Below are 21,111 nucleotides of genomic sequence, written 5' to 3'. Positions count from 1 at the left end.
TGTCCCAATCCGTTTAGCGGGGGGAAACACCCCGAAGCCGTTCGGAGCGACGGCGCAACAACTCAACCGTGGTCAGAAGCGAGATTGAGATGATCACGAGGATCGTCGCCACAGCAAGGATCGCCGGGCTGATCTGTTCGCGGATGCCGCTCCACATTTCACGCGGGATGGTCTGTTGATCGGGCCCGGCGATGAAGAGCACGGCGACCACTTCGTCGAACGAGGCGACGAAGGCAAAGAGACCGCCGGAGATCACCCCCGGAAGGATCAGCGGCATCACCACCTTGAAGAAGGTGCGGCGCGGGTTGGCGCCAAGGCTCGCCGCAGCCCGGATCAGGGATTGATCGAAGCCCGACATAGTCGCGGTCACGGTGATGATCACGAAAGGAATGCCAAGCGCCGCGTGGGCCATGATGACGCCCGTGTAGGTCGAGGTCAGACGACCGCAGTCCATACCGACGATGGCGCAGGGGTTGGAGTAGAAAAAGAACATCCCCGTCGCAACGATGATGATCGGCACGATCATCGGGCTGATCAGGATCGCCATGATCGTCCGGCGCCAGGGCATTTCGGGACGCGCCAGGCCGAGGGCCGCGAGCGTGCCCAGAACCGTGGACAGGATCGTCGCCCAGAAGCCGATGATCACGGAGTTCTTCGCCGCTTTCACCCAATCCGCATTGTGCCACAGATCGGACCACCAGGCGGCGTCGCGCACCGCCTCATGGGCCTGCATCCCCGTGGTCAGAAGCGAGTCATACCAGCGCAGACTGTAGCCTTCGGGATCGAAGCTGAGCATCTTGTCGGTGTAGGTGAAATAGGGTTCCGCATTGAACGACAGCGGCACGATGACAAGGATCGGCGCGATCAGGAAGACGAAGACCAGAGTACAGATCACCAGATAGATGAAATGCCAGGTGCGTTCGAGCTGGGAGGCGTAGGTTGGCAGAGCCATCAGTCTCTCTCCTTAACCGAGTTTCAGTTTGTCGATGCCGATCAGGCGATCGTAGAGCCAGTAGAGCACCAGCACACCGACCAGAAGCATGGTCGCCAGAGCCGCCGCCATGGACCAGTTGGCTTTGGTCATGTGGAACTGCACCATGTTGGAGAACAGTTGCCCGTCCGCACCACCGACAAGCGCCGGGGTGATGTAGTAACCGACCGCAAGAATGAAGACCAAGAGCACGCCTGCGCCGATGCCGGGGATCGTTTGCGGCAGGTAGATGCGGCGGAAGGTCGTCCAGCTCGTCGCGCCCAGGGAGCGCGCCGCGCGGGTGTAGCTTTCCGGAATGACCCGCATCACGGAATAGAGCGGCAGCACCATGAAGGGCAGCAGGATATGCACCATGGCGATGATTGTGCCCGTTTGGTTGTAGATCATCTGGAGACGCCCGTCGTCCCCGATGATTCCCAAGGCGACAAGAATGTCGTTGACCACACCCTGCCCCTGCAACAGCACGATCCAGCTCGTCGTCCGCACCAGAAGCGAGGTCCAGAACGGCAGCAGGACGAGGATCATCAGGAGGTTCGCCTTGGCCATCGGCAGGGTCGCCAAAAGATGCGCGATCGGGAAGGCCAGCAAAAGACAGATCGCCGTGATCACGCCAGCAAGGAAGAAGGTCTTGATATACAGGCGGAAATAGACGCGTTGGTTCGGGTCGACCTTGGTCAGCTTGCCGTCGCCGTCACGTTCCATATCGAAAGCGATGGTGTAAAAATCGAGCGTCCAGGGGCTTGCGGCCGAACGCATCGCATTCCAGATGCGCGGGTCGTTCCAGTCCTTGTCGAGATCGAGAAACGTCTCCATATAGGGCGGCTCAAGCTTGTCGGCGCCACGGGCCGCCTTGGTGAACATCGAGCGCGTTCCGGAGACCACATAGTTGATCCTGGTGCCCGCATCGCCCGCCGCCCGCGTCTCTTTCATCAGCAGAAGATCCGAGGCCAGCGCCGCATAGGCGGTCTCGTCCGGGGCCGTGCCCTTGGGATTGGCCGCAAACCATTCGGAAAGCGCCGGCGTGGATTTGGAGAACTGATCGTTGTAGACCGAGCGCTGCAACATCTGGCCGATCGGAATGGCGAAGGTGATCAGAATGAACAGCAACAGCGGCAGCACCAGAAAAAACGCGCGGCGTTTCGCCCGGGCCTGCGCCGAGGCCAGCGCGGCTTTGAGCGGGCGCCCGTCCGCTGTGGTCAGCTGAGAAGCGACGTCAGACATCCTCTTTCCTATCTTTTATTGGGCGTCACGGGCCCTGGCGGCCTGTCGACGTCCGTGTCTGAACACGGTCCGGCGAAAGAGCAGAGGTAACGACTCTTCCGCCGGAGTACCGGGGAACAGGGGAAGCCCCCCGGCATAAGACGCAGATCCGGTGTGTCGGATCAGTTGGCCAGAAGCCAGGCGTTGAAACGCTCACCCAGTTCGGTTTCACGGTCGACCCAGAACTCAGCGGAGGACGCCAGAGCGTTGGTCATGTTCTCCGGGTAGGTCGGCAGGTTCGGCGCCATCGGAATGTCGGTGCCGAAGACGTTGCCCACGAGCGGCGCCGCAGATTTACGCGGGGTGCCGTAGGAGATGCGCTCGGAGAACTTTGCGGATCGCTCGGACGAGGTCGCGTATTTGATGTATTCCATCGCGGCTTCGGCGTTCGGCGCGCCTTCCGGGATCACGTAGCCTTCCCACTCATAGACCTGACCGTCCCAGAGCACTTCGAAGGGTTTGCCTTCGTTGACGGCGGCGTTAAAAATCCGGCCGTTGTAGGACATGGTCATGACGACTTCGCCATCGGCCAGAAGCTGCGGCGGTTGCGCCCCGGCTTCCCAGTAGATCGCGTCACCTTTGATGGTGTCGAGTTTCGCGAAGGCACGATCCACACCTTCGTCGGTGTCGAGCACGTCGTAGACCTCGGACGCAGGCACGCCATCGGCCATCAGCGCCATTTCCAGAACCACTTTCGGGCTCTTCAGAACGCCGCGCTTGCCCGGGAATTTCTCGGTATCGAAGAAATCGGCGATGGAGGACGGGGCCGCACCTTCAGCGAATTGCGACGCGTCATAGGCCACGGCGGTGGCGTAGATGTCGTTCGGCACCATGCATTCGCTCAGCGTGCCTTCGAGGAAATCCTCTTCCGCAGGCGTACCGTCCGCGCCATCGGGCAGCAGGGAGGCGTCGATCGGCATAAGTTGGCCTTCGTCACACAGGCGCATCGCGTCGGAGATCAGGAACAGGGCGACGTCGGTGGTGACGTTGCCGGCATCCACCTGGGCTTTCACTGGGGTTGCCGGGTTGTCGGCGTCCACGGAGACGACACCGATGCCGGTCTCTTCGGTGAAGGGCTTGTAGTAGGCTTCGGTTTCAGCGGCGGCATAGGACCCGCCCCAGCTCATGATGGTGATGTCTTCGGCCAGCGCCGGAAGCGCCAGGCCGCCAAGTGCCGTGGTCAGGGCCAAAAGGGTCTTCTTGTTCATGTCTCTCTCCATGTTGGATCAGGATAGGTCGCGCGGTTCACTCCGCGCCTGTATGGCTTCACCCCGGTCCCGAACGCCGGGGCAAAGAAACTCAGATCATGTCGAGCGCACGAGCATCGAGCGGGTTCCAGCCGATGCGCAGGCGCTGCCCCGGTTCGAGGCGCATCTGGTCGATGGTGTTACGGCATTTGACGATGAATTCGTCATGCCCGGCAACTTTCATGCGGGTCCGCAGAATGTCGCCCATATAGACGATTTCGAGCACTTCCGCGTCGATGGTATGCGATCCTTCGGGGATCAGCTCCGGTTTGAACTCAACGCGTTCCGGACGAATGGAAACGAGGGTCTTTTCCCCCTTGGCCTTGACGTTCACCGCAGTCGCATCAATCTTCTCGCCGTTTTCGAGACGCACCACAGCGCGGTCACCGTTCAGCTCTTCAATCACGCCCGGCAACTTGTTGTTCTCGCCGATGAAGCCCGCAACGAAGCTGTTCTGCGGACGTTCGTAAAGCTCGGCAGGCGGCGCGAGTTGTTGGATACGACCGTCATTGAACACCGCCACGCGGTCGGACATCGTAAGCGCCTCGCCCTGATCGTGGGTCACGTAGACCACGGTGATACCGAGGCTTTCGTGCAGGTGCTTGATCTCGAACTGCATATGCTCGCGCAACTGCTTGTCGAGCGCACCGAGCGGTTCGTCCATCAGCACGAGCTTGGGATCGAACACAAGTGCGCGGGCCAGTGCGATCCGCTGTTGCTGACCGCCGGACATCTGCGCCGGACGACGGTTCGCGAAAGCCCCCATTTGCACCATGTCGAGGGCGCGTTTGATCTTTTCTTCGCGCTCGGACTTACCCATGCCGCGCACTTCCAGCGGGAAGGACAGGTTTTCGCCCACCGTCATGTGCGGGAAGAGCGCGTAGTTCTGGAACACCATGCCGATGCCGCGCTTGTGCGGCGGCACCTGGTTGATCGGACGACCGTCGAGGCGGATCTCGCCATGAGTGGCCGTCTCGAACCCGGCCAGCATCATCAGGCAGGTGGTCTTGCCGCTGCCCGACGGTCCAAGCATGGTCAGGAACTCGCCCTTGGCCAGGTTCAGGTTGAGGTCCTTCACCACGAGGGTCTCGCCGTCGTAGCTTTTCTGAACGTGTTCGAAAGACACGAATGCCTTGTTGGATGCCACCATGACCCAAACTCTCCCCGAGTTTTATTTATTGTTGAGCCGACCTGCCCCACGCATATCGGCAGAAATTTGAATAAGTATCTGTAGAGGGAAAATTCACAGGCAGAATGAATGCGTCGAACAAAAGGAATAATTACGCCAAACCCAAAGACGCCTTCCTTCGCCGTCACGTTTGCGACGCAAATATGTGCATCCTTGTTAGTTTATACCGATTTTACGCTCAATTTGAAGGCGCGTTGGAAACATCCGTGTATGTCGTCTGCCGGAAAGACTGCGGCGTCACCCCATATCTGCGCCGAAACATGCGACTGAGATGCGAAGAATCACAAAAACCACAGTCGACGGCGATCTGAGCGACGGACTTTTGCGTCTTTTCGACGAGGTGCTTTGCAAAATCGAGCCGCATATCGAGGAAAGCCGCCTGCGGAGATGTGTTGAGCGCCAGCCGGAAGTGCCGCTCGATCTGCCGTTTGCTGTTGCCCATGCGCTGCGCAATGTCCTGTACCGAAATCGGCGTGTCGATGTTTTGCTGCATCAACAGAAGCGCGCGCTGCACGATCGGGTCCTGCGTCTTGAGATCGAGCGGCAAGCCCGGCTGAGGTTTGTCGGCCTGAAGCGCATCGTCGATGATCATGATGTGCAGGCTTTTGCTCGCCTGCGCCCGCCCCACATGCTTGTCGACCAGATAGGCCGCCAGATGCGCCGAACTCGCACCGCCTGAACATGTCAACCGATCCCGGTCCACCACGAAGATCTGGTCTGCAACCGGGTTCAACCCCTCGAACTGTTCGAGAAAATCGGAATGGTGGAACCAGCTCACACAGCACCGGTATCCGTTGAGCAACCCGGCCTGGTGCAAGAAGAACGCCCCGGTACAGATCCCGATCAGCGGAATATTGGCCTCGGCGGCCTGATGCAGGAAACGGTGATAGGCCTGGCTCAAAGACGGCGTCTCATCCATCAACCCGCCCACAACGACAATATAGTCGAACCGTCGGGGGTCTCCGAGGCGCTCCTTGGGCTGCACCGTGATCCCGCTGCTGGAGGCGACCGGGTCCATCGTATCGGACAGAACGGTCCAGTCGCAGAGAATCGGTCGGCTGCGGTCGCCCTCGTCCGCCGCCAGACGCAGAACGTCGACGAAATTGGCAAAGGCACAGAGCGTGAACCGGCGCGCCAGGATAAAACCCACCGACAGACGCGGCCCTTCGGCACGCGACTTTTGCGCCCGCAACGATGTCGTCGTGCGTTGCACCCCCGTTGCGTCCTGGCCAGAGGCATCTCGGAAAGAAGGAGTCGTCATCTGTGTCCCTCCAAACAGGAAATCCCATGATCTTGTCGTAGCAATCATCTCGCTTTGACGCAATCGTTCTATTTTTCGACGCAAATAGTCGCCATCTTGTTTTGCACGATCAGTTATCCGGTCTTTCTGACGAAAAACGACCTTTGCGTCGGGGACATGGGGTCGACAGGATCGCGAACAGCCACCCCGTGGCAATCATGTCGAACGTTCGCGCACTCCGCCGTCTCCCCGCGTTCCTTGTAACCGTCAGTTCCCGGAAACCTGAAGGTAAACCTGGCTGGACCGGGAACGCCATCGGGAGCATCGCTTCGGCACCTTGCTCCCTCATCTTGGAAATAATGCAAAGGCCTCGGAGCGGGGCCGCCCCGGAACCTCACGATTTCGGGCCGACAGAGAGGGAAAAATGAAAGTACTCGTTCCTGTAAAGCGGGTGGTCGATTACAACGTGAAAATCCGTGTGAAAGCGGACAATTCCGGTGTCGAACTCGCCAACGTCAAAATGTCCATGAACCCCTTCGACGAGATTGCCGTCGAAGAAGCCGTGCGTCTGAAAGAAGCGGGCAAGGCCGATGAAGTCATCGCCGTCTCCGTGGGCCCGGCTCAGGCGCAAGACGTTCTGCGTACCGCGCTCGCCATGGGCGCCGACCGCGCCATTCTCATCACCGTTGACGGCACCACCGAGCCGCTGACCGTGGCCAAGCTTCTCAAAGGCGTTGCCACCGAGGAAGAGGCCGGTCTCGTGATCCTCGGTAAACAGGCCATCGACGACGACGCCAACCAGACCGGTCAGATGCTCTCCGCTCTGCTGGGCTGGTCGCAAGGCACCTTTGCCTCCGAGGTCGAGCTTGGCGACGGCTCCGCGAAAGTCACCCGTGAAGTGGACGGTGGCCTGCAAGCCATCGAGATCAAACTCCCCGCCGTGGTCACCGCCGATCTGCGTCTCAACGAGCCGCGCTATGCCTCTTTGCCGAACATCATGAAGGCCAAGAAAAAGCCGCTCGATCAAAAGACCCCCGCCGATTACGGCGTGACGGTCGAAAACCGCCTCAATGTGCTGCGTGTCGAAGAACCCGCACAGCGTGAGGCCGGGATCAAAGTCGCCTCCCCCGCCGAGCTGATCGAAAAGCTCAAAAACGAAGCTGGCGTCATCTGAGCGTAGGGACCTGAACATATGGCTATTCTTCTTTTTGCAGAACATGACAACGCGACCCTGTCCGATCAGACCGCCAAGGCTCTGACCGCAGCGTCTCAAATCGGCGGCGACGTCGACATCCTGATCGCGGGCAAGGACGCCTCTGCCGCCGCGGACGCCGCCGCCAAACTGGCCGGTGTGCGCAAGGTGATTTTGGCCGAAAGCGATGCACTGACCGAGCGTCTCGCCGAAGCCTCCGCAGCGCTTATCGTTTCGCTCGCAGGCGACTACGACACCATTCTGGCCCCTGCCACCACGACCGGCAAAAACGTGCTGCCGCGCGTGGCCGCGCTTCTGGACGTGATGCAGGTCTCCGAGGTGATCGAAGTGGTCTCCGCCGACACGTTCAAACGTCCAATCTATGCGGGCAACGCCATCGAAGTGGTGCAAGCCACCGACGCAACCAAGGTCCTCACCGTCCGCACCGCCGGTTTCGCCGCCGCCGGTGAAGGTGGCTCCGCAACGGTTTCTTCCGTGGACGCGCCGAGCGAGGGCAGCGATCTGTCCAGCTTTGTGCAGAACATCCTCTCCGAGAGCGAACGCCCCGAACTGACCTCCGCGAAAATCATCGTCTCCGGTGGCCGTGCGCTCGGCTCCAACGAGAAGTTCAACGAGGTCATCACGCCGCTCGCAGACAAACTCGGTGCCGCTGTCGGCGCATCGCGTGCCGCTGTGGATGCGGGCTATGCCGCCAACGATCTTCAGGTCGGTCAGACCGGTAAAGTCGTAGCGCCGGACCTTTACATTGCCTGCGGCATCTCCGGGGCGATCCAGCACCTTGCCGGGATGAAGGACAGCAAAATCATCGTTGCGATCAACACCGATGGCGATGCGCCGATCTTCCAGGTGGCCGATTACGGCATCGTTGGCGATCTCTTCGAGATCGTGCCTGAGCTTGAACGTCAACTCTGACGCTCACCCATCAGACATTTATGAACGGAACCAAACCCATGAGCTCCAATTCCTACACCCTGCGCATCGCCTGTGACGACCAGCCGGGCATCGTGGCCGCTGTCACCACCGCCATGGCCTCGCGCGGCGCAAACATCGCCGAATCAAACCAGTTCTGGGACCGCAAGACGAACAAGTTCTTCCTGCGTATGTCCTGCCTCTTCCCGGAAGAACTGACCAAGGATGCCATCGAACTGGCCCTGAAACCCTCCGTCGATCGCTTCAGCCTCAAGCTCAAGGTCGAGGACGAGACCCGCAAGCCGAAGATCATCATCATGGTGTCGAAATTCGACCACGCCATGCTGCACCTTCTCTACCAGATTAAAACCGGCTGGCTCGACGCCGAAGTGGTGGCCATCGTGTCGAACCACGAAGACGCCCGCAAAGTCGCCGATCAGGAAGGCATCCCGTTCCACTGCTGGCCGGTGAACAAGGAAAACAAGGCCGAGCAGGAAGAGAAACTCGCCGCTCTGGTTCAGGAAACCGGTGCCGAGCTGGTGATCCTCGCCCGCTACATGCAGGTGATCTCCAACGAGCTGTCGACCCAGCTTTTCGGCATGATTATCAACATCCACCACTCCTTCCTGCCGTCTTTCAAAGGCGCCAAGCCCTATCACCAGGCTTATGATCGCGGCGTGAAACTCATCGGGGCCACCGCGCACTATGTGACGCCGGATCTCGACGAAGGCCCGATCATCGAGCAGGAAACCGAGCGCGTCACCCACTCCATGTCGGCAGAGGATTTCGTGGCCACCGGTCGCGACATCGAATCCCGCGTTCTGGCCCGTGCAGTGAAATATCACCTCGAAGGCCGCGTCATGCTGAACGACCACCGCACCGTGGTCTTCCATCCGTAATCCCTGTCCGGGAGGGGACCGGTCATCCGGTCCCCCTTTTCGCTTTTCAAGGAGGTACGTTCATGACCGCACAAATCATCGACGGAAAAGCCTTTGCTGCCGGGCTCGGGGATCGGATCGCGGAGAAAGCCGCCACCTTCACGGAAAAGGCGGGCCGCGCGCCTGGTCTGGCCGTGGTGCTGGTGGGCTCCGATCCGGCCAGCGAAATCTATGTCCGCTCGAAAGGCCGCATGGCCCGCAAGCTGGGCATGGAGAGCTTTGAGCACACGCTGCCCGAAGACACGACGCAAGAGACGCTCATGGACCTTGTCGCGCAACTCAATGCCGACGAGACCGTGGACGGCATCCTCGTCCAATTGCCCCTGCCCCGTCACCTCGACAGCCTTCAGGTGATCGAAGCCATTGACCCCGCCAAGGACGTCGACGGGCTGCACCCGCTGAGCGCGGGCTATCTGACCTCCGGTCTTCCGGGGCTGGTGTCCTGCACGCCGCTCGGCTGCCTGATGCTTTTGAAAGATCAGCTCGGGTCTCTCTCGGGTCTCGACGCCATTGTCGTGGGCCGGTCGATTTTGGTCGGCAAACCGATGGCACAGCTTCTGCTCGCTGAAAACTGCACCGTCACCATGGCGCATTCGCGCACGGCGGATCTGCCGGAGAAAGTCGGCAAGGCGGACATCGTCGTGGCCGCCGTCGGTCAGGCCGAAATGATCAAGGGCGAGTGGATCAAAGAAGGCGCCACCGTGATCGACGTGGGCACCAGCCGCGTCATCCGCGACGGCGAAAAGCACCTCGTGGGCGATGTCGATTTTGCCTCTGCGGCCACCCGCGCCCGCGCCATCACGCCGGTTCCCGGCGGCGTCGGTCCGATGACCATCATGACGCTGATGCACAACACGTTGATCGCCGCATACCGGCGCAAAGGCTACGACGTGCCGGAGCTGGGTGCATGACACCACACCGCCAGATGTCTGACGGTTCGCATTCCGGCCGCGCGGGGGACACTTTCCTCCGCGCGGCTGTTGTCGGTTTCGGGGCCGACCATTTTCCCCGGACTTCCCGGCGCGCCCTCCCCGCGCCCTCCACAGACAAACACCTCGAAAAGAAGGATTGAGAGATATGTCTTCGTTCCCCAGCAGGGCCAAAGTCGTCATCGTCGGTCTCGGCGGTATCGTCGGCGCCTCCGTGGCGCACCACCTCATCGAAAACGGATGGGACGATATTGTCGGCATCGACAAATCCGCCGTCCCCACCGACATCGGCTCCACCGGCCACGCGTCGGACTTCTGCTACGCCACGAGCCACGATCTGTTGTCCACCTGGAGTACCCTGTACTCGATGGATTTCTACGAGAAGATGGGTCACTATTCGCGCATCGGCGGTCTTGAAGTCTGCCGCGTCGGCGACGATGACCGTCTGACCGAACTGAAGCGCCGCTGCGACTCCGCCCGCGCCTTCGGTGCCAATGTGAAAATGATCACACCGGCCGAAGCCAAAGAGAAATTCCCGCTGCTCGAAGAAGATCAGATCCAGGCCGCCATGTGGGACCCGGACGCCGGTCTCGTTGTGCCGCGGTCGCAAACCGTTGCTGGCAAACTGGTGGATGAGGCCGAGAAAACCGGCAAGCTCAAAGTCTTCGCCAACACCCCGGCGCTGGAGCTTCTGTCCGAGAACGGTCGTGTCACCGGTGTGAAAACCCACCGCGGCACCATCATGGCCGATTACGTTGTGGTCTGTGCCGGTCTCTGGGGCCGTCTGATCGCCGAAATGGCAGGCGAAGACCTTCCGGTCATGCCGGTCGACCACCCGCTGACCTTCTTCGGGCCCTATGATGAATTCGCTGGCACCGGCCTCGAAATCGGTCGTCCGCTGCTGCGCGACCAGGGCAACTCCGCCTATCTGCGCGACACCGGCGATCCTGCGACCACCGAGGGCGGTCAGATCGAATGGGGCTACTACTACGAAGAAGAGCCGCGCATGGTGCACCCGCGCGACATTCTCGAGAAAGGCGAAGCCCGCCTCGGGCCGTCAATGCGCGACCTCGTGCTGGAAGACGTGATCGAGCCGCTTGAGAAGGCCATGGAACTGACCCCGATCCTCGCGGAGCTGGGCTTCAACGAAGGTCACTCGTTCAACGGTCTCTTGCAAACCACCACCGACGGTGGCCCGTCCATGGGCGAAAGCCGCAAGCTGCGCGGGTTGTGGTATGCGGTCGCGATCTGGGTCAAGGACGGCCCCGGCATGGGCAAGCTCATCGCCGACTGGATGACCAAGGGCCGCACCGATGTCGACCACCACGGCATCGACTACGCCCGCTTCAACGATTTCGCGCTAACCGAAGAGTTCATCGCCGACCGTTGCTGGGAAACCGCGAAGAAGATCTACAACCCGCCGATCCACCCGCGCGAGCCCTTCTCCAAAGGCCGTGGCGTGCGTCGCTCGCCCTTCTATGAGCGCGAAGTCGAGCTGGGTGGCTACTTCATGGAACTCGGTGGCTGGGAACGGGCCCACGGCTATGCCGCCAACGAGCATCTCCTTGAGAAATACGCCGATCAGGTTCCGGTGCGCGAAGCCGAATGGGACAACCGTCACTTCTGGCGCGTGTCCAACGCTGAACAGCTTGAGATGTCCGCCGATTGCGGCATCATCAACCTGTCGCACTTCCACATGACCGACATCTCGGGTCCCGATCACGTCGAGCTGATGGAATATCTCTGTGCGGCGAAAATCGGTGGCGACAACAACATCGGCAAGGGGATCTACACCCACATGCTCGATGACGAAGGCATGGTCCGCGCCGACTTCACGGTGTTCCGCATGGAAGACCGCTGCCGTCTGGTGAACGGTGCCGACGCCGGTCCGCGCGATCTCATGTACATGAAGCGCATGGCCGAGGACCGTGGTCTCGACGTCACCATCGTGGATGTGACCGAAGACTTCACCACCATCGGCATCTGGGGTCCGAACGCCCGCGAAAACCTGAAAAAGGTCGTGGCCGATCCGGATATGCTGGAGAAAGAGAACTTCCCCTTCGCGGCGATCAAGACGATCGAGATCGCAGGCAAGAAAGTCTCTGCCTTCCGCATTTCCTATGTGGGTGAGCAAGGTTGGGAACTTCACATGCGCTACGAGGACGGTCTCGCCGTTTGGGACGCGCTACGTGAGACCGGCGTGATGGCCGTGGGTGTCGAGACCTACGCCAACTCCCGTCGTCTGGAAAAATCCCTGCGCCTGCAAAACGCCGATCTGAACACAATGTACAACCTCTACGAGGCTGACCTGTCGCGTCCGAAGGTGAAAGAAGCGGACTTCTGCGGGAAAGAGAAACATCTCGAATACCGTGCCCGTGAACACCAGCCGGCGATGCTCTGTACCCTCGTGATGCTGGAGCATACCGACAAGAACGGTGTGAAACGCTACCCGAACACCACCATGCCGGTGATGGACCCGGAAACGGGTGAGGTGCTGATCGACGAGCTTGGCCGCCGTTCCTTCACCTCTTCGGTGGCTTACGGTCCGAGCGTGGGCAAGAACATCGCGCTGGCTTACCTGCCGAAAGAGTATTGTGAAGTAGGCCGCAAGCTCAACGTCACCTATCTCGACGAGACCTACCCGGTCGAGGTTGCAGGTGTCGGCTACGCGCCGCTCTACGACCCGGAAAACACCAAGCCACGGAGCTAAGGTCTTTCCTTAAACAGCAATGAGCGACATCGCTCATTGCCCCAAAATCAGTGCGTTTCCCATATGAGAGCTCCTCAACTATGGGGAACGCATTTGCATAACAGACAATATGAATGGCGATCTGTCACAGGCCTTTTATCCAGCCGTGACCGGAGCTGCTGTTGAAAGCGATCCCCGTCTTTGAGCCAGCATTGGACAGGCTCTTCCGACTTTGATCGGAATGTCGGGCTGGCGCATGAAGCTCGATGATACGCTCCGGGCGTCTCGTGTCAGAAAACCGGCCATTCATTGCCTCAAGACGCGTTCTTCGGACAATGAACAGGGTCAGCCCCGTTACCCGGCCCGCTCCCTCAGAAACCGCTCCAGCCCTCTCCATATCCCCGTGCCGGGACCGACAAGCGCAAAATCAAAGCCAAGGCGCGCCGCACCTTCGGCATCCGTGCGCGGGTTGTCCCCGATCGCCAGCACGCGCCCCACACCGTCTTTGAAACGCGTCAGGGCATTCCGATAAAGTCCAGGTTCCGGCTTGCCGATGATGACATAAGGCAGCTCCGGATGGACGCTCAGGATCGCGGACAGCAGGCTTCCGGTTTCCGGCACGGGCGTCCCGTCGGGGCCCGGATGACTGACGTCCGGATTGGCCACCACGAGCTGTGCCCCCGAGGCGATGAGGCCCAGGGTTTCCCGAAGCTGGGCATAGCCATAAGTCTCGTCCCGGGTCAGCACCACATGGGTCGGCGCCGCGCGCGTCAGGGTCAGACCAAGCTCTTGCGCATAGTCTCGCAGGACCTCAGAGCCATACAGACAAATCCGCGCATCTGGAAATGCGACCAGATGATCGAGCGCTGCGGTTCCTGCAAGCACGATCCGTTCAGGTGGCACGCGTAGCTCCATCGCCTGCAACCGGCACGACAGCGTTTCCGGCGTATCGGTGGAGTTGTTGCTCAGGATCACCAGCCGTTCCCCCGCCGCATCGAGCACGTCTTTCGCCCCCGGCAAAACCGTGGTCCCGGAGATCAGGCAGCCGTCGAGATCGCAGAGGATCGCGTCATAGTCGTCGAGCCGCATCACGAGCGCTCCAGATCCTGCGGGTGGGCCACGGCGGCGGCCTCCGTACTTTCGAGATCGAACACCGGCCCGTCATAGCCAAAGGAACAGTCGTGGATCAGGACATTGCCGTCCGACACCGTGACATAGGCCAGATCGGGCGCCTCAATCGCCCCCATGATCCGACCCGGTTGATCGAATTCATGATGTACCTGATGCATTAAGGCGCGCTGGATGTGATAGGGAATGCCCTGCCACAGCCCGGAGATCGGGCGATGCACATGGCCCATGAACAAATAGTCGGGTTTGCGACCGACACGCTCAAATACGGCCAGCTCTGCATCCCCATCGCGCAACCGGATCGCATCCATCGGCGGGATCGACAGCTCCATCGGCGGATGGTGTTGGAACAGAAGGATCGGGCGGTCAGTGGGCGCCTCGCGCAGCGCATCTTCCAGAAAGGCGAGACGTTTCTCGCACAGACGTCCGTGATGGCCCGGTTCGTCTTCGGTTAGTGTATCGAGGGTGATCAGGCTGGCCCGATCAAAGATATGCAGCCCCTGCACGAACCCGTCGACGTCATCCGCCTCCGGGAAACTGGTACGAAACGGTGCGCGGGCGTCGTGGTTGCCGAGCATCAGGATCACCGGGATCGACAGCGCAGCCAGTTCCTCGCGCAGGCTCCCATAGGCGGCCCGTTCGGCACGGTCTGTGAGATCGCCACAGATCAATAGGAAATCAACCTGCGGCAGGGTGTCTAGGAAAGTCAGCGCCCGGCGCAGGTTCTCGCGCGGGTCGAACCCGTAGATCGTCTGGCCCGCAGGCACGAAATGCAAATCCGTCAGGACGGCGAAGCGGAGGGAAGTGGTCATAGCAATATCCTTGAAAAACCGGCGCAGCGCGGAGCGGGCGCTGCGCCGGACAGTCAGGTGAGATCAGTGCGGCAAAAGCGCGTTGACCTCATCGACCATTTCGTCACGCAGCTCTTCCATATCGTCGGCATCGCCCACAAGGATGGATTCGAGACTGTCCTCGATCACCTGCGTCACCGCCAGCCCGTTGTCGCCCGGATAGGCGAACCATTCGGACAGAAGCGGAAGCTGGTTCACTGCGGTCAGCTTGTTCGGGTTCTCGGCGTAGAAATTGTCCATCAAGAGATCGTTCGCCACCTTGTTCGGTGGCACGTAGCCGGTGGTCAGCGCCACCGCTGCGGCGCCTTCGCCGGAGGTGGTGAACTTGATGAACTGCCATGCGGCCTCAAGCACCTCCGGGTCGTCGGATGTCGAGGTCAACATGGCGGAATTGCCGCCCGCAGGCAGGGCCTTGGGTGCGTCGTCGATGCCCGGATAGGGCGCGGTGACAAAGTCCCAGTCGCCCAGTTTCGAGCGATCCACGAAGCCGACATAGGCGGTGGAGCTGAAGAACATACCCAGATCGCCTGCCGCGAATTGTTTCGAGGCATCGCCACCAGAGACGGGTTTCATCGCACATTCGTGGAAGATCGCCTTGGCGGTTTCAAGCGCACGAACGCCCTCCGGGTTGTCCATGTTGAGCTTGCCATCTTCGATCATCGGCACGCCCTGCGACCACATCGCCGCCTGCAACAGCCAGTTGCCGGAAATGTCCCAATGCCAGAAGATCGCGTCGTGTTCTCCCTTGGCATTGATCGCCCGGCAGGTCTCGACAACCTCGTCCCATGTGGTCGGGATGGTTTCGACACCAGCCGCGCGCAAGATGTCCATGTTGTAGAACCCGATGGGCGTGGAGACCGAAAACGGCAGGCCGTAAATCTGGCCGTCGAAGCTCGACAGATCGAGCATCGCCTTGTGATAGCCTGCGGTTTCGAACCCATCTTCCTCGGCGATATAGGGATCGAGCGGCTTGGCGATGCCGCGTTCGACCAGCAGAGCCTGACGGTTCAGGGCCTGAAAGGACACATCGGGCAGCGTATCGGCGACGGCCTCGCGCAGGATGGTGTTGGTGGCGTCTTCATAATCTTCGTAGGTGGCGCGGAAGGTGACATGGATGTCGGGATGCGCGGTCTCGAAGGCCTCCATGATCCGCTCGAAGGTCGGGTCGAAAACGGAGGAATAGGCATAGGCCACCTCGATATCGACCGCATAGGCAGCCGGGGCGAGGAGCGTGGCGGAGGCCGCCAGCGGCAGGAGGTATTTCATCGGTTCAGTCCTTTTGAGGAGAGGAAGGGAGGTTATTTCATACCGGTCAGCGTGATGCCGTCGATGAAGCGACGCTGGGCAAGGAGGAAGGCCACGACGAGGGGCGTGACGATCACCGTGGCGGTGGCCATCATCGGCCCATAGAAATCGCCATCGAGATCGCCTTTGAATTCGCGCAGCCCCAAAGGCGGGGTGAACAGGTTGCGATCCCCTGTGAGGACGATGCGCGGCCAGAAATAGTCGTTCCAATGCGCCACGACCGAGAAGATCGCAAAGGCCAGAAGCGCCGGGATCGCGGTCGGCAACATGACCCGCCAGATGATTGCAAACTCGCCCATGCCGTCCATGCGCGCCGCATCAATCAGATCGTCGGGCACGGTCATGAAAAACTGCCGCATCAAAAAGATGCCAAAGGCCGAGACGATCCACGGCAGGATGAGCGCGGCATAGCTGTTGGTCAGGCCGAGTTTGGCGAGCATGAGATAGAGCGGCAGGGCAATCGCATGCACCGGGATCAAAAGGCAGAAGAGCACAAGACCAAAGGCCGCGTCGCGTCCCCAGAACCTGAGCTTTGCCAAGGCATAGGCGGCGGGCACCGCGATCAGCGTTTGCAGCACAAAAATCGAAGCGGTGACGATCACGCCATTGAGCAGGTAGCGCCAGAGCGGGGCGGCGGTAAACGCCTGATGGTAATTGTCGATCAAAGGTCGGGTGAGGCAGTCCTGTTCAGAGCCGCCAAGATTCACGCAGCTTTGGTCCAGCACCAACTCTTGCGCCCCGAACAGGCCGCCGGTGCCGGAGGCAATCCCGACGGAGGATTTGAACGAGGTGGTGAGCATGACGTAGAACGGCAGCAGCACGATCACGGCACCGAAGATCAGCACGAGATGGGCGAGCGTCTGGCGGGAAGAGAAACGGTGGTGTGTCATTGGTAATGCACCTTACGTTCGACAAAGCGGCGTTGGGCGACAGAGATCAGCATCACGAAGCCCAAAAACAGCATGGTGATCGCCGCGCCGAGGCCCACGAGGTTCTGGGCGATACCCTTTTCGTAAATGGCGTAGATCATCACATAGGTGGACTTGGCCGGACCGCCGTGGGTCAACGCCTCGACCGTGTCGAAGACCTGAAACGAGCGGATCATGGTGATGGTCACGACAAAGACCGTCGTCGGTCCCAGCATCGGCCATGTGATCAGTCGAAACCGCTCCCAAGGCGCGCGCACCCCGTCCATTTCCGCCGCACCGTAAAGGTCACGCGGCACGGAGGTCAGCCCCGCCAGATAGAGCACCATGTTGAAGCCGAAGCTCTGCCAGATGCCGATGAAAGCCAGCGTCCAGAGCGCATAGTCGCGATCCCCGAGCCAGAGCGGGAAGCCCTCGGCACAACTGCGCGCGTACCAGGGCCAAAGCTCAAGCGAGGAGCCACAGCCAAGCGCCAGCGTGCGATTGACGATGCCGAGCGTTGGGTGCAGCGCGAATTCCCAAACGATGGCCATGGCGAGCAAAGAGGCCATGACAGGCAGAAAATAGACCGTCTTGTAGAGGTTCTGCCCGACCTTGAGAGAGCGGATCAAAAGTGCTGCGCCAAGGCCCAGCCCGACGGAGATCGGCACGGTGATCACCACATAAAGCACGGTTGCGACGATCATCTTGCGATAACTCGAACGGGTGAAGATGTCGGCGTAATTCTCGAACCCGACCCATTCGAGCGTATCCCGGCCCAGCGTGTAATCGGAAAAGGACAGCACAAAGGCGACCGCGACCGGCAGGATCAGGATCACGATCAAGAGGATCACCGCGGGTGAGACCAGAATGGCTCCGGCACGGGCCTGTCGGGCCTCGGGACGGGCGTTGCGCCGGGCGCGAGGCAGCGCAGACATCAGAACGTCAGACATGGGCACACACCTCCGCCCGCAAAAGCGGCGCCGCCTTGCCGCTCGCGTCGAATCCCACGACGCGAGCCCTGTCGGCGCAAAGGTGCATCAACTCGCCCGGACGTAACCTGCCCCGCGCAGACGGCGGCAAGCGCAGCGTCACCGGGCGCGGCACACCGGGCACATCCAATTGGACGAACAAGTCGGAGCCAAGGTTCTCGATCAGCCTCACACGACCCGACAAAAGTTCATTATCATCGCAAGGCAACAAGGCTTCGGGCCGCACGCCCAGATGTTCGATCTGTGCGCGACCGGCACGAAACCCCGTTTGCGCACCATAGAGCCGGATCATACCGGTGTCGTCGGTCTCGACAGGCAGGATGTTGATCGCGGGAGACCCGATAAATTGCGCGACGCGAATGTCGGCGGGGCGATCGTAAAGCGCATCCGGCGTGCCGACCTGCAACAGCTCGCCTTCCATCATCACCGCGATCCGGTCGGACATGGTCATGGCCTCGGCCTGATCGTGGGTGACATAGACAAAGGTCGCGCCAAGGCGGCGGTTGAGCTGGGCAATCTCGGCGCGCATATGCACCCGCATTTTCGCATCGAGGTTGGACAGCGGCTCATCGAGCAGAAAGGCCGAAGGTTCGCGCACCAAGGCGCGCCCGACGGCGACGCGTTGACGTTGCCCACCCGACAGTTGCCCGGGTTTGCGATCGAGAAGATGCGCGATGTCGAGCATCTCTGCGGCCTCGCGCACGGTTGTGGCGATCTCCTGACGCAGGCTGCGGCTGCCGGGAAGGAACGGCCCGATTCCGGGCAAACGCTGCGCCCCCGAAAGCCGCCGCATGGTGAGCGGCACGGCGATGTTTTCGGCCACGGTCAAATGCGGGTAAAGCGCGTAGCTCTGAAACACCATCGCCAGATCGCGATCCGCCGCGCGCAACCCGTCGATCGGGCGCCCGCCGATGGACACCGTGCCGGAACTCTGCGTCTCGAGCCCCGCGAGGATGCGCAGCAGCGTGGACTTGCCACAGCCCGACGGTCCGACCAGCGACAGGAACTCTCCATCGGCAATGTCGAGGCTCACCCCCTTGAGCACATCTGTGCCGCCGAAGGACTTTTTGATCTTGTGCAGTTGGACGGTTGCCATAGGGGCCTCTCAAACATCGTTCGAGGGGCGTCATAGGAAGTTTCTGCGACAGTCATGTTACAGTTACAGGCATCCCCTATAGCGACCGCATGAAAACCTTGTCGCCGAAAGAAATCCTGTCTGCTTTGACCTTATCGCGCCTGCGCGCGCTCAATGCCGTGATGGAGACCGGCAGCTTCTCCGCCGCCGCCCGCCGAATGGCCGTGTCACAGGCCACCGTTAGCCAACAGATCCGCGATCTGGAACGCGCGCTCGGCACAGACATGTTCAAACGCGCCGCGAATGACATGGTGCCGACCCGGCTGTGCCAACAGATTTATCCGCTGTCGCGCGAGATCGAGGATGGAGGATCACAAATCGCCGAACTCCTGAACCAGCATCACAGCATGGACTCTGGCGAACTGCGTATTGGGCTGGGCAACCCGCTTCCGGGGATGGCGCTGATCCGCAGGTTCCGGGACCGCTTTCCCGGTGTCGAGGTCAAGATCGAGATGGGCAGTTGGGGACGGATCGTTGAAGCTGTCGGAGAAGGACGGGTCGATATCGGCGTTCTGCCCGAGCCGCCGGAACAGGCGCGGTTCCAACGCAGGAAGATTCAGAGCCAATCTGTTGTCGTCATCGTTCCGCCGTCACACCCTCTTGCCTCACGCTCGGCGATCTCCTGCGCCGAGCTTGCCGCTGAGCGGCTCATATTTCGCACACAGGGCTCATCGACCCAGCGCGTGGTGGACGACGCCTTTCGACGCGCGGGCATTATGCCCCGCCCATCCATCGTCATGGACACCCGTGACGGGGTGCTCGATGCGGTGACCCAAGAACTTGGGGTCGGCTTCATGTGGAGCAAGGGCGCCAGTCGCCCCGCCGATCTCGTTCAGATTCCCTGTGGTGAAATGCACCGGGAGCGCGACGATTATGTCTTTTCCCTGAGCGGCATATCCACCCCTCTGACAAAGGCTTTCATGGCTTTGGAGATTTCCCCTATCATGGGAAACTGAAACCGGCTTGCAGACCGAAAAAGCGCATTGCATCTCGGCGGTACCAAGCCCGGAAAGCCCGCGCAAACCAATCTCATCGAAATGCGAGATCAGGTCATAAGCCCGACGCTCAGGTCATTTTCATGCGGCGTCTAGTTTCAGATACAGAGCGTAACCGTTCCTTGGGTCCATTGCGTGAGAAACCTGTGTCCAATCAGCGTTTCTCGTCGGTCGAAACGGCCCCAACGGATATCGGCCGGCTGACGCGGCACCCGTCATTTTCCCCTTGAGTTGATCTTTCACGAGGTTACACTCACGCCAACGCATTCATAGTCTTCCGGTTTCCCACATGTCATTCTTTTCGCAAACCTCCCGCATGGGTCGCCTGACCACCACCTTGGGCGAGGACGTTCTGGTCCTGATGCGCTTTGAAGGCGAGGAGCGGGTCAACGGGCTTTTCAGCTACCACGTCGACTGTCTCGCTGCCGCCGATGATATTGATTTCGATGCGCTTTTGGGCACCCACGCCACCGTCATGCTGCGCACGCATGACGGTTCGGACAAGCCCTTCGACGGCATCATTTCCGAGGCGCGATGGATGGGCGCGGGCGAGAATGGCCATCGCTATCGCCTGACCCTCAAACCCTGGTTCTGGCTCGCATCCCTGCGCCGCAACCAGCGGATTTTTCACAATAAAACCGTGGTTGACATCCTCACGGAGCTCCTCGGTGCCTATGCCTCGGCAGGCAAGATGGAGACCCGGCTGACGCTCGATTACCCGGAACTCGAATACACCGTTCAATACCGAGAAAGCGACATGGATTTCGCCGCGCGCCTCATGGAACGGCACGGGATTTCCTATCATTTTGAACAGGATAGCGGCTCTCACCTGATGGTTCTGACCGACATTGTCGAGAGCCATGCGACCATCGGCGAGCGCCCGTTCAAGCCCTATGATGGCCACCACCAGGAGGAAATCGAGCACTTCTGGGAATGGCGGCCAGCGCGGCGGATCACGACGGGGGCGGTGCGGCTCACGGATTACAATTTCAAGACGCCGACCGCGGCGATGGAAACCAATTCTTCATCTTCTTCGCGCTATGCTCAGGGCCAGATCGAAAGTTTTGACTGGCCGGGGGATTACCTCGACCAGGGCCGTGGCGATGTGGTCGCGCGGCTGCGGTCGGAGGGTGAGACCGGCCAGGACCGGCGCTTTGAGGCGCAGGGCGATATTCCTGCGCTTGGCGCGGGGCTG

Annotated in this window: 18 protein-coding genes; 7 read left to right on the top strand and 11 right to left on the bottom strand. The window is 60.7% G+C overall.

Features of this window, described 5'->3' with window-relative positions; genetic code table 11:
* Positions 1–13: 13 nt before the first annotated feature.
* The 5 genes from NH195_RS04335 to NH195_RS04315 all read right to left on the bottom strand — a co-directional run bounded on the left by NH195_RS04335 (position 14) and on the right by NH195_RS04315 (position 5,948).
* Positions 14–952, bottom strand: a complete 939-nt coding sequence (locus NH195_RS04335; protein WP_066703675.1) for an ABC transporter permease — start codon at positions 950–952, stop codon at positions 14–16.
* 12 nt (positions 953–964) lie between these two features.
* Positions 965–2,212 carry an ABC transporter permease gene (locus tag NH195_RS04330; RefSeq protein WP_066703672.1) on the bottom strand — a complete coding sequence of 416 codons (1,248 nt, stop codon included), beginning with the start codon at positions 2,210–2,212 and terminating at the stop codon, positions 965–967.
* A gap of 161 nt (positions 2,213–2,373) precedes the next feature.
* Positions 2,374–3,459: an ABC transporter substrate-binding protein gene (locus tag NH195_RS04325; protein WP_096806541.1), complete on the bottom strand. Its 1,086-nt coding sequence runs from the start codon at positions 3,457–3,459 to the stop codon at positions 2,374–2,376.
* Between the two features lie 91 nt (positions 3,460–3,550).
* Complete coding sequence (locus tag NH195_RS04320; protein ID WP_066703666.1) at positions 3,551–4,648, bottom strand: ABC transporter ATP-binding protein; 1,098 nt, start codon at positions 4,646–4,648, stop codon at positions 3,551–3,553.
* Between the two features lie 217 nt (positions 4,649–4,865).
* Positions 4,866–5,948 carry a GlxA family transcriptional regulator gene (locus NH195_RS04315; protein WP_066703663.1) on the bottom strand — a complete coding sequence of 361 codons (1,083 nt, stop codon included), beginning with the start codon at positions 5,946–5,948 and terminating at the stop codon, positions 4,866–4,868.
* A gap of 403 nt (positions 5,949–6,351) precedes the next feature.
* Here NH195_RS04315 and NH195_RS04310 point away from each other — a divergent pair, with 403 nt between their 5' ends.
* The 5 genes from NH195_RS04310 (at position 6,352) to NH195_RS04290 (ending at position 12,626) form a co-directional block, all read left to right on the top strand.
* On the top strand, positions 6,352–7,101 hold the full coding sequence (locus tag NH195_RS04310; RefSeq protein ID WP_066703658.1) for an electron transfer flavoprotein subunit beta/FixA family protein: 750 nt from the start codon (positions 6,352–6,354) through the stop codon (positions 7,099–7,101).
* 18 nt (positions 7,102–7,119) lie between these two features.
* The gene (locus NH195_RS04305; RefSeq protein WP_066703655.1) at positions 7,120–8,052 is read left to right on the top strand and encodes an electron transfer flavoprotein subunit alpha/FixB family protein; all 933 of its coding nucleotides are present in this window, start codon (positions 7,120–7,122) and stop codon (positions 8,050–8,052) included.
* Between the two features lie 38 nt (positions 8,053–8,090).
* Positions 8,091–8,948, top strand: a complete 858-nt coding sequence (purU, locus tag NH195_RS04300) for a formyltetrahydrofolate deformylase (RefSeq protein WP_066703651.1) — start codon at positions 8,091–8,093, stop codon at positions 8,946–8,948.
* A 62-nt stretch (positions 8,949–9,010) separates the two neighbouring features.
* Entirely contained in the window at positions 9,011–9,898 is an 888-nt protein-coding gene (gene folD / locus NH195_RS04295; RefSeq protein WP_066703648.1) for a bifunctional methylenetetrahydrofolate dehydrogenase/methenyltetrahydrofolate cyclohydrolase FolD, read from the top strand.
* A 166-nt stretch (positions 9,899–10,064) separates the two neighbouring features.
* Positions 10,065–12,626 (top strand): GcvT family protein, encoded by a 2,562-nt coding sequence (locus tag NH195_RS04290; protein ID WP_066703645.1) that lies wholly within the window; start codon positions 10,065–10,067, stop codon positions 12,624–12,626.
* A gap of 333 nt (positions 12,627–12,959) precedes the next feature.
* Here NH195_RS04290 and NH195_RS04285 read toward each other — a convergent pair whose 3' ends face one another.
* The 6 genes from NH195_RS04285 to NH195_RS04260 all read right to left on the bottom strand — a co-directional run bounded on the left by NH195_RS04285 (position 12,960) and on the right by NH195_RS04260 (position 18,882).
* Entirely contained in the window at positions 12,960–13,694 is a 735-nt protein-coding gene (locus tag NH195_RS04285) for an HAD-IIA family hydrolase (RefSeq protein WP_066703637.1), read from the bottom strand.
* On the bottom strand, positions 13,694–14,545 hold the full coding sequence (locus NH195_RS04280) for a phosphodiesterase (protein WP_066703633.1): 852 nt from the start codon (positions 14,543–14,545) through the stop codon (positions 13,694–13,696). Before NH195_RS04280 ends, NH195_RS04285 begins: the two co-directional genes overlap by 1 nt.
* A 63-nt stretch (positions 14,546–14,608) precedes the next feature.
* A complete protein-coding gene (locus tag NH195_RS04275) occupies positions 14,609–15,850 on the bottom strand; it encodes an ABC transporter substrate-binding protein (RefSeq protein ID WP_066703629.1) in 1,242 nt (413 codons plus the stop codon).
* A gap of 32 nt (positions 15,851–15,882) precedes the next feature.
* Positions 15,883–16,779 (bottom strand): carbohydrate ABC transporter permease, encoded by an 897-nt coding sequence (locus tag NH195_RS04270; RefSeq protein WP_066703626.1) that lies wholly within the window; start codon positions 16,777–16,779, stop codon positions 15,883–15,885.
* Entirely contained in the window at positions 16,776–17,747 is a 972-nt protein-coding gene (locus NH195_RS04265) for a carbohydrate ABC transporter permease (protein ID WP_066703623.1), read from the bottom strand. The genes NH195_RS04270 and NH195_RS04265 overlap by 4 nt, the downstream gene beginning before the upstream one ends.
* Positions 17,740–18,882 (bottom strand): ABC transporter ATP-binding protein, encoded by a 1,143-nt coding sequence (locus tag NH195_RS04260; protein ID WP_066703619.1) that lies wholly within the window; start codon positions 18,880–18,882, stop codon positions 17,740–17,742. Before NH195_RS04260 ends, NH195_RS04265 begins: the two co-directional genes overlap by 8 nt.
* An 89-nt stretch (positions 18,883–18,971) precedes the next feature.
* Between NH195_RS04260 and NH195_RS04255 the strand changes: the two genes are divergently transcribed.
* Together NH195_RS04255 and NH195_RS04250 are read left to right on the top strand one after the other, a co-directional pair.
* Positions 18,972–19,877, top strand: coding sequence for a LysR family transcriptional regulator (locus NH195_RS04255; protein WP_066703616.1), 906 nt, complete (start codon positions 18,972–18,974; stop codon positions 19,875–19,877).
* 355 nt (positions 19,878–20,232) lie between these two features.
* The coding region (locus NH195_RS04250; RefSeq protein ID WP_238379691.1) for a type VI secretion system Vgr family protein at positions 20,233–21,111 on the top strand (879 nt) is incomplete at its 3' end.

Source organism: Celeribacter ethanolicus (assembly GCF_001550095.1).
Lineage (GTDB): Bacteria > Pseudomonadota > Alphaproteobacteria > Rhodobacterales > Rhodobacteraceae > Celeribacter > Celeribacter ethanolicus.
This window is presented reverse-complemented; position numbering and strand designations above follow the sequence as displayed.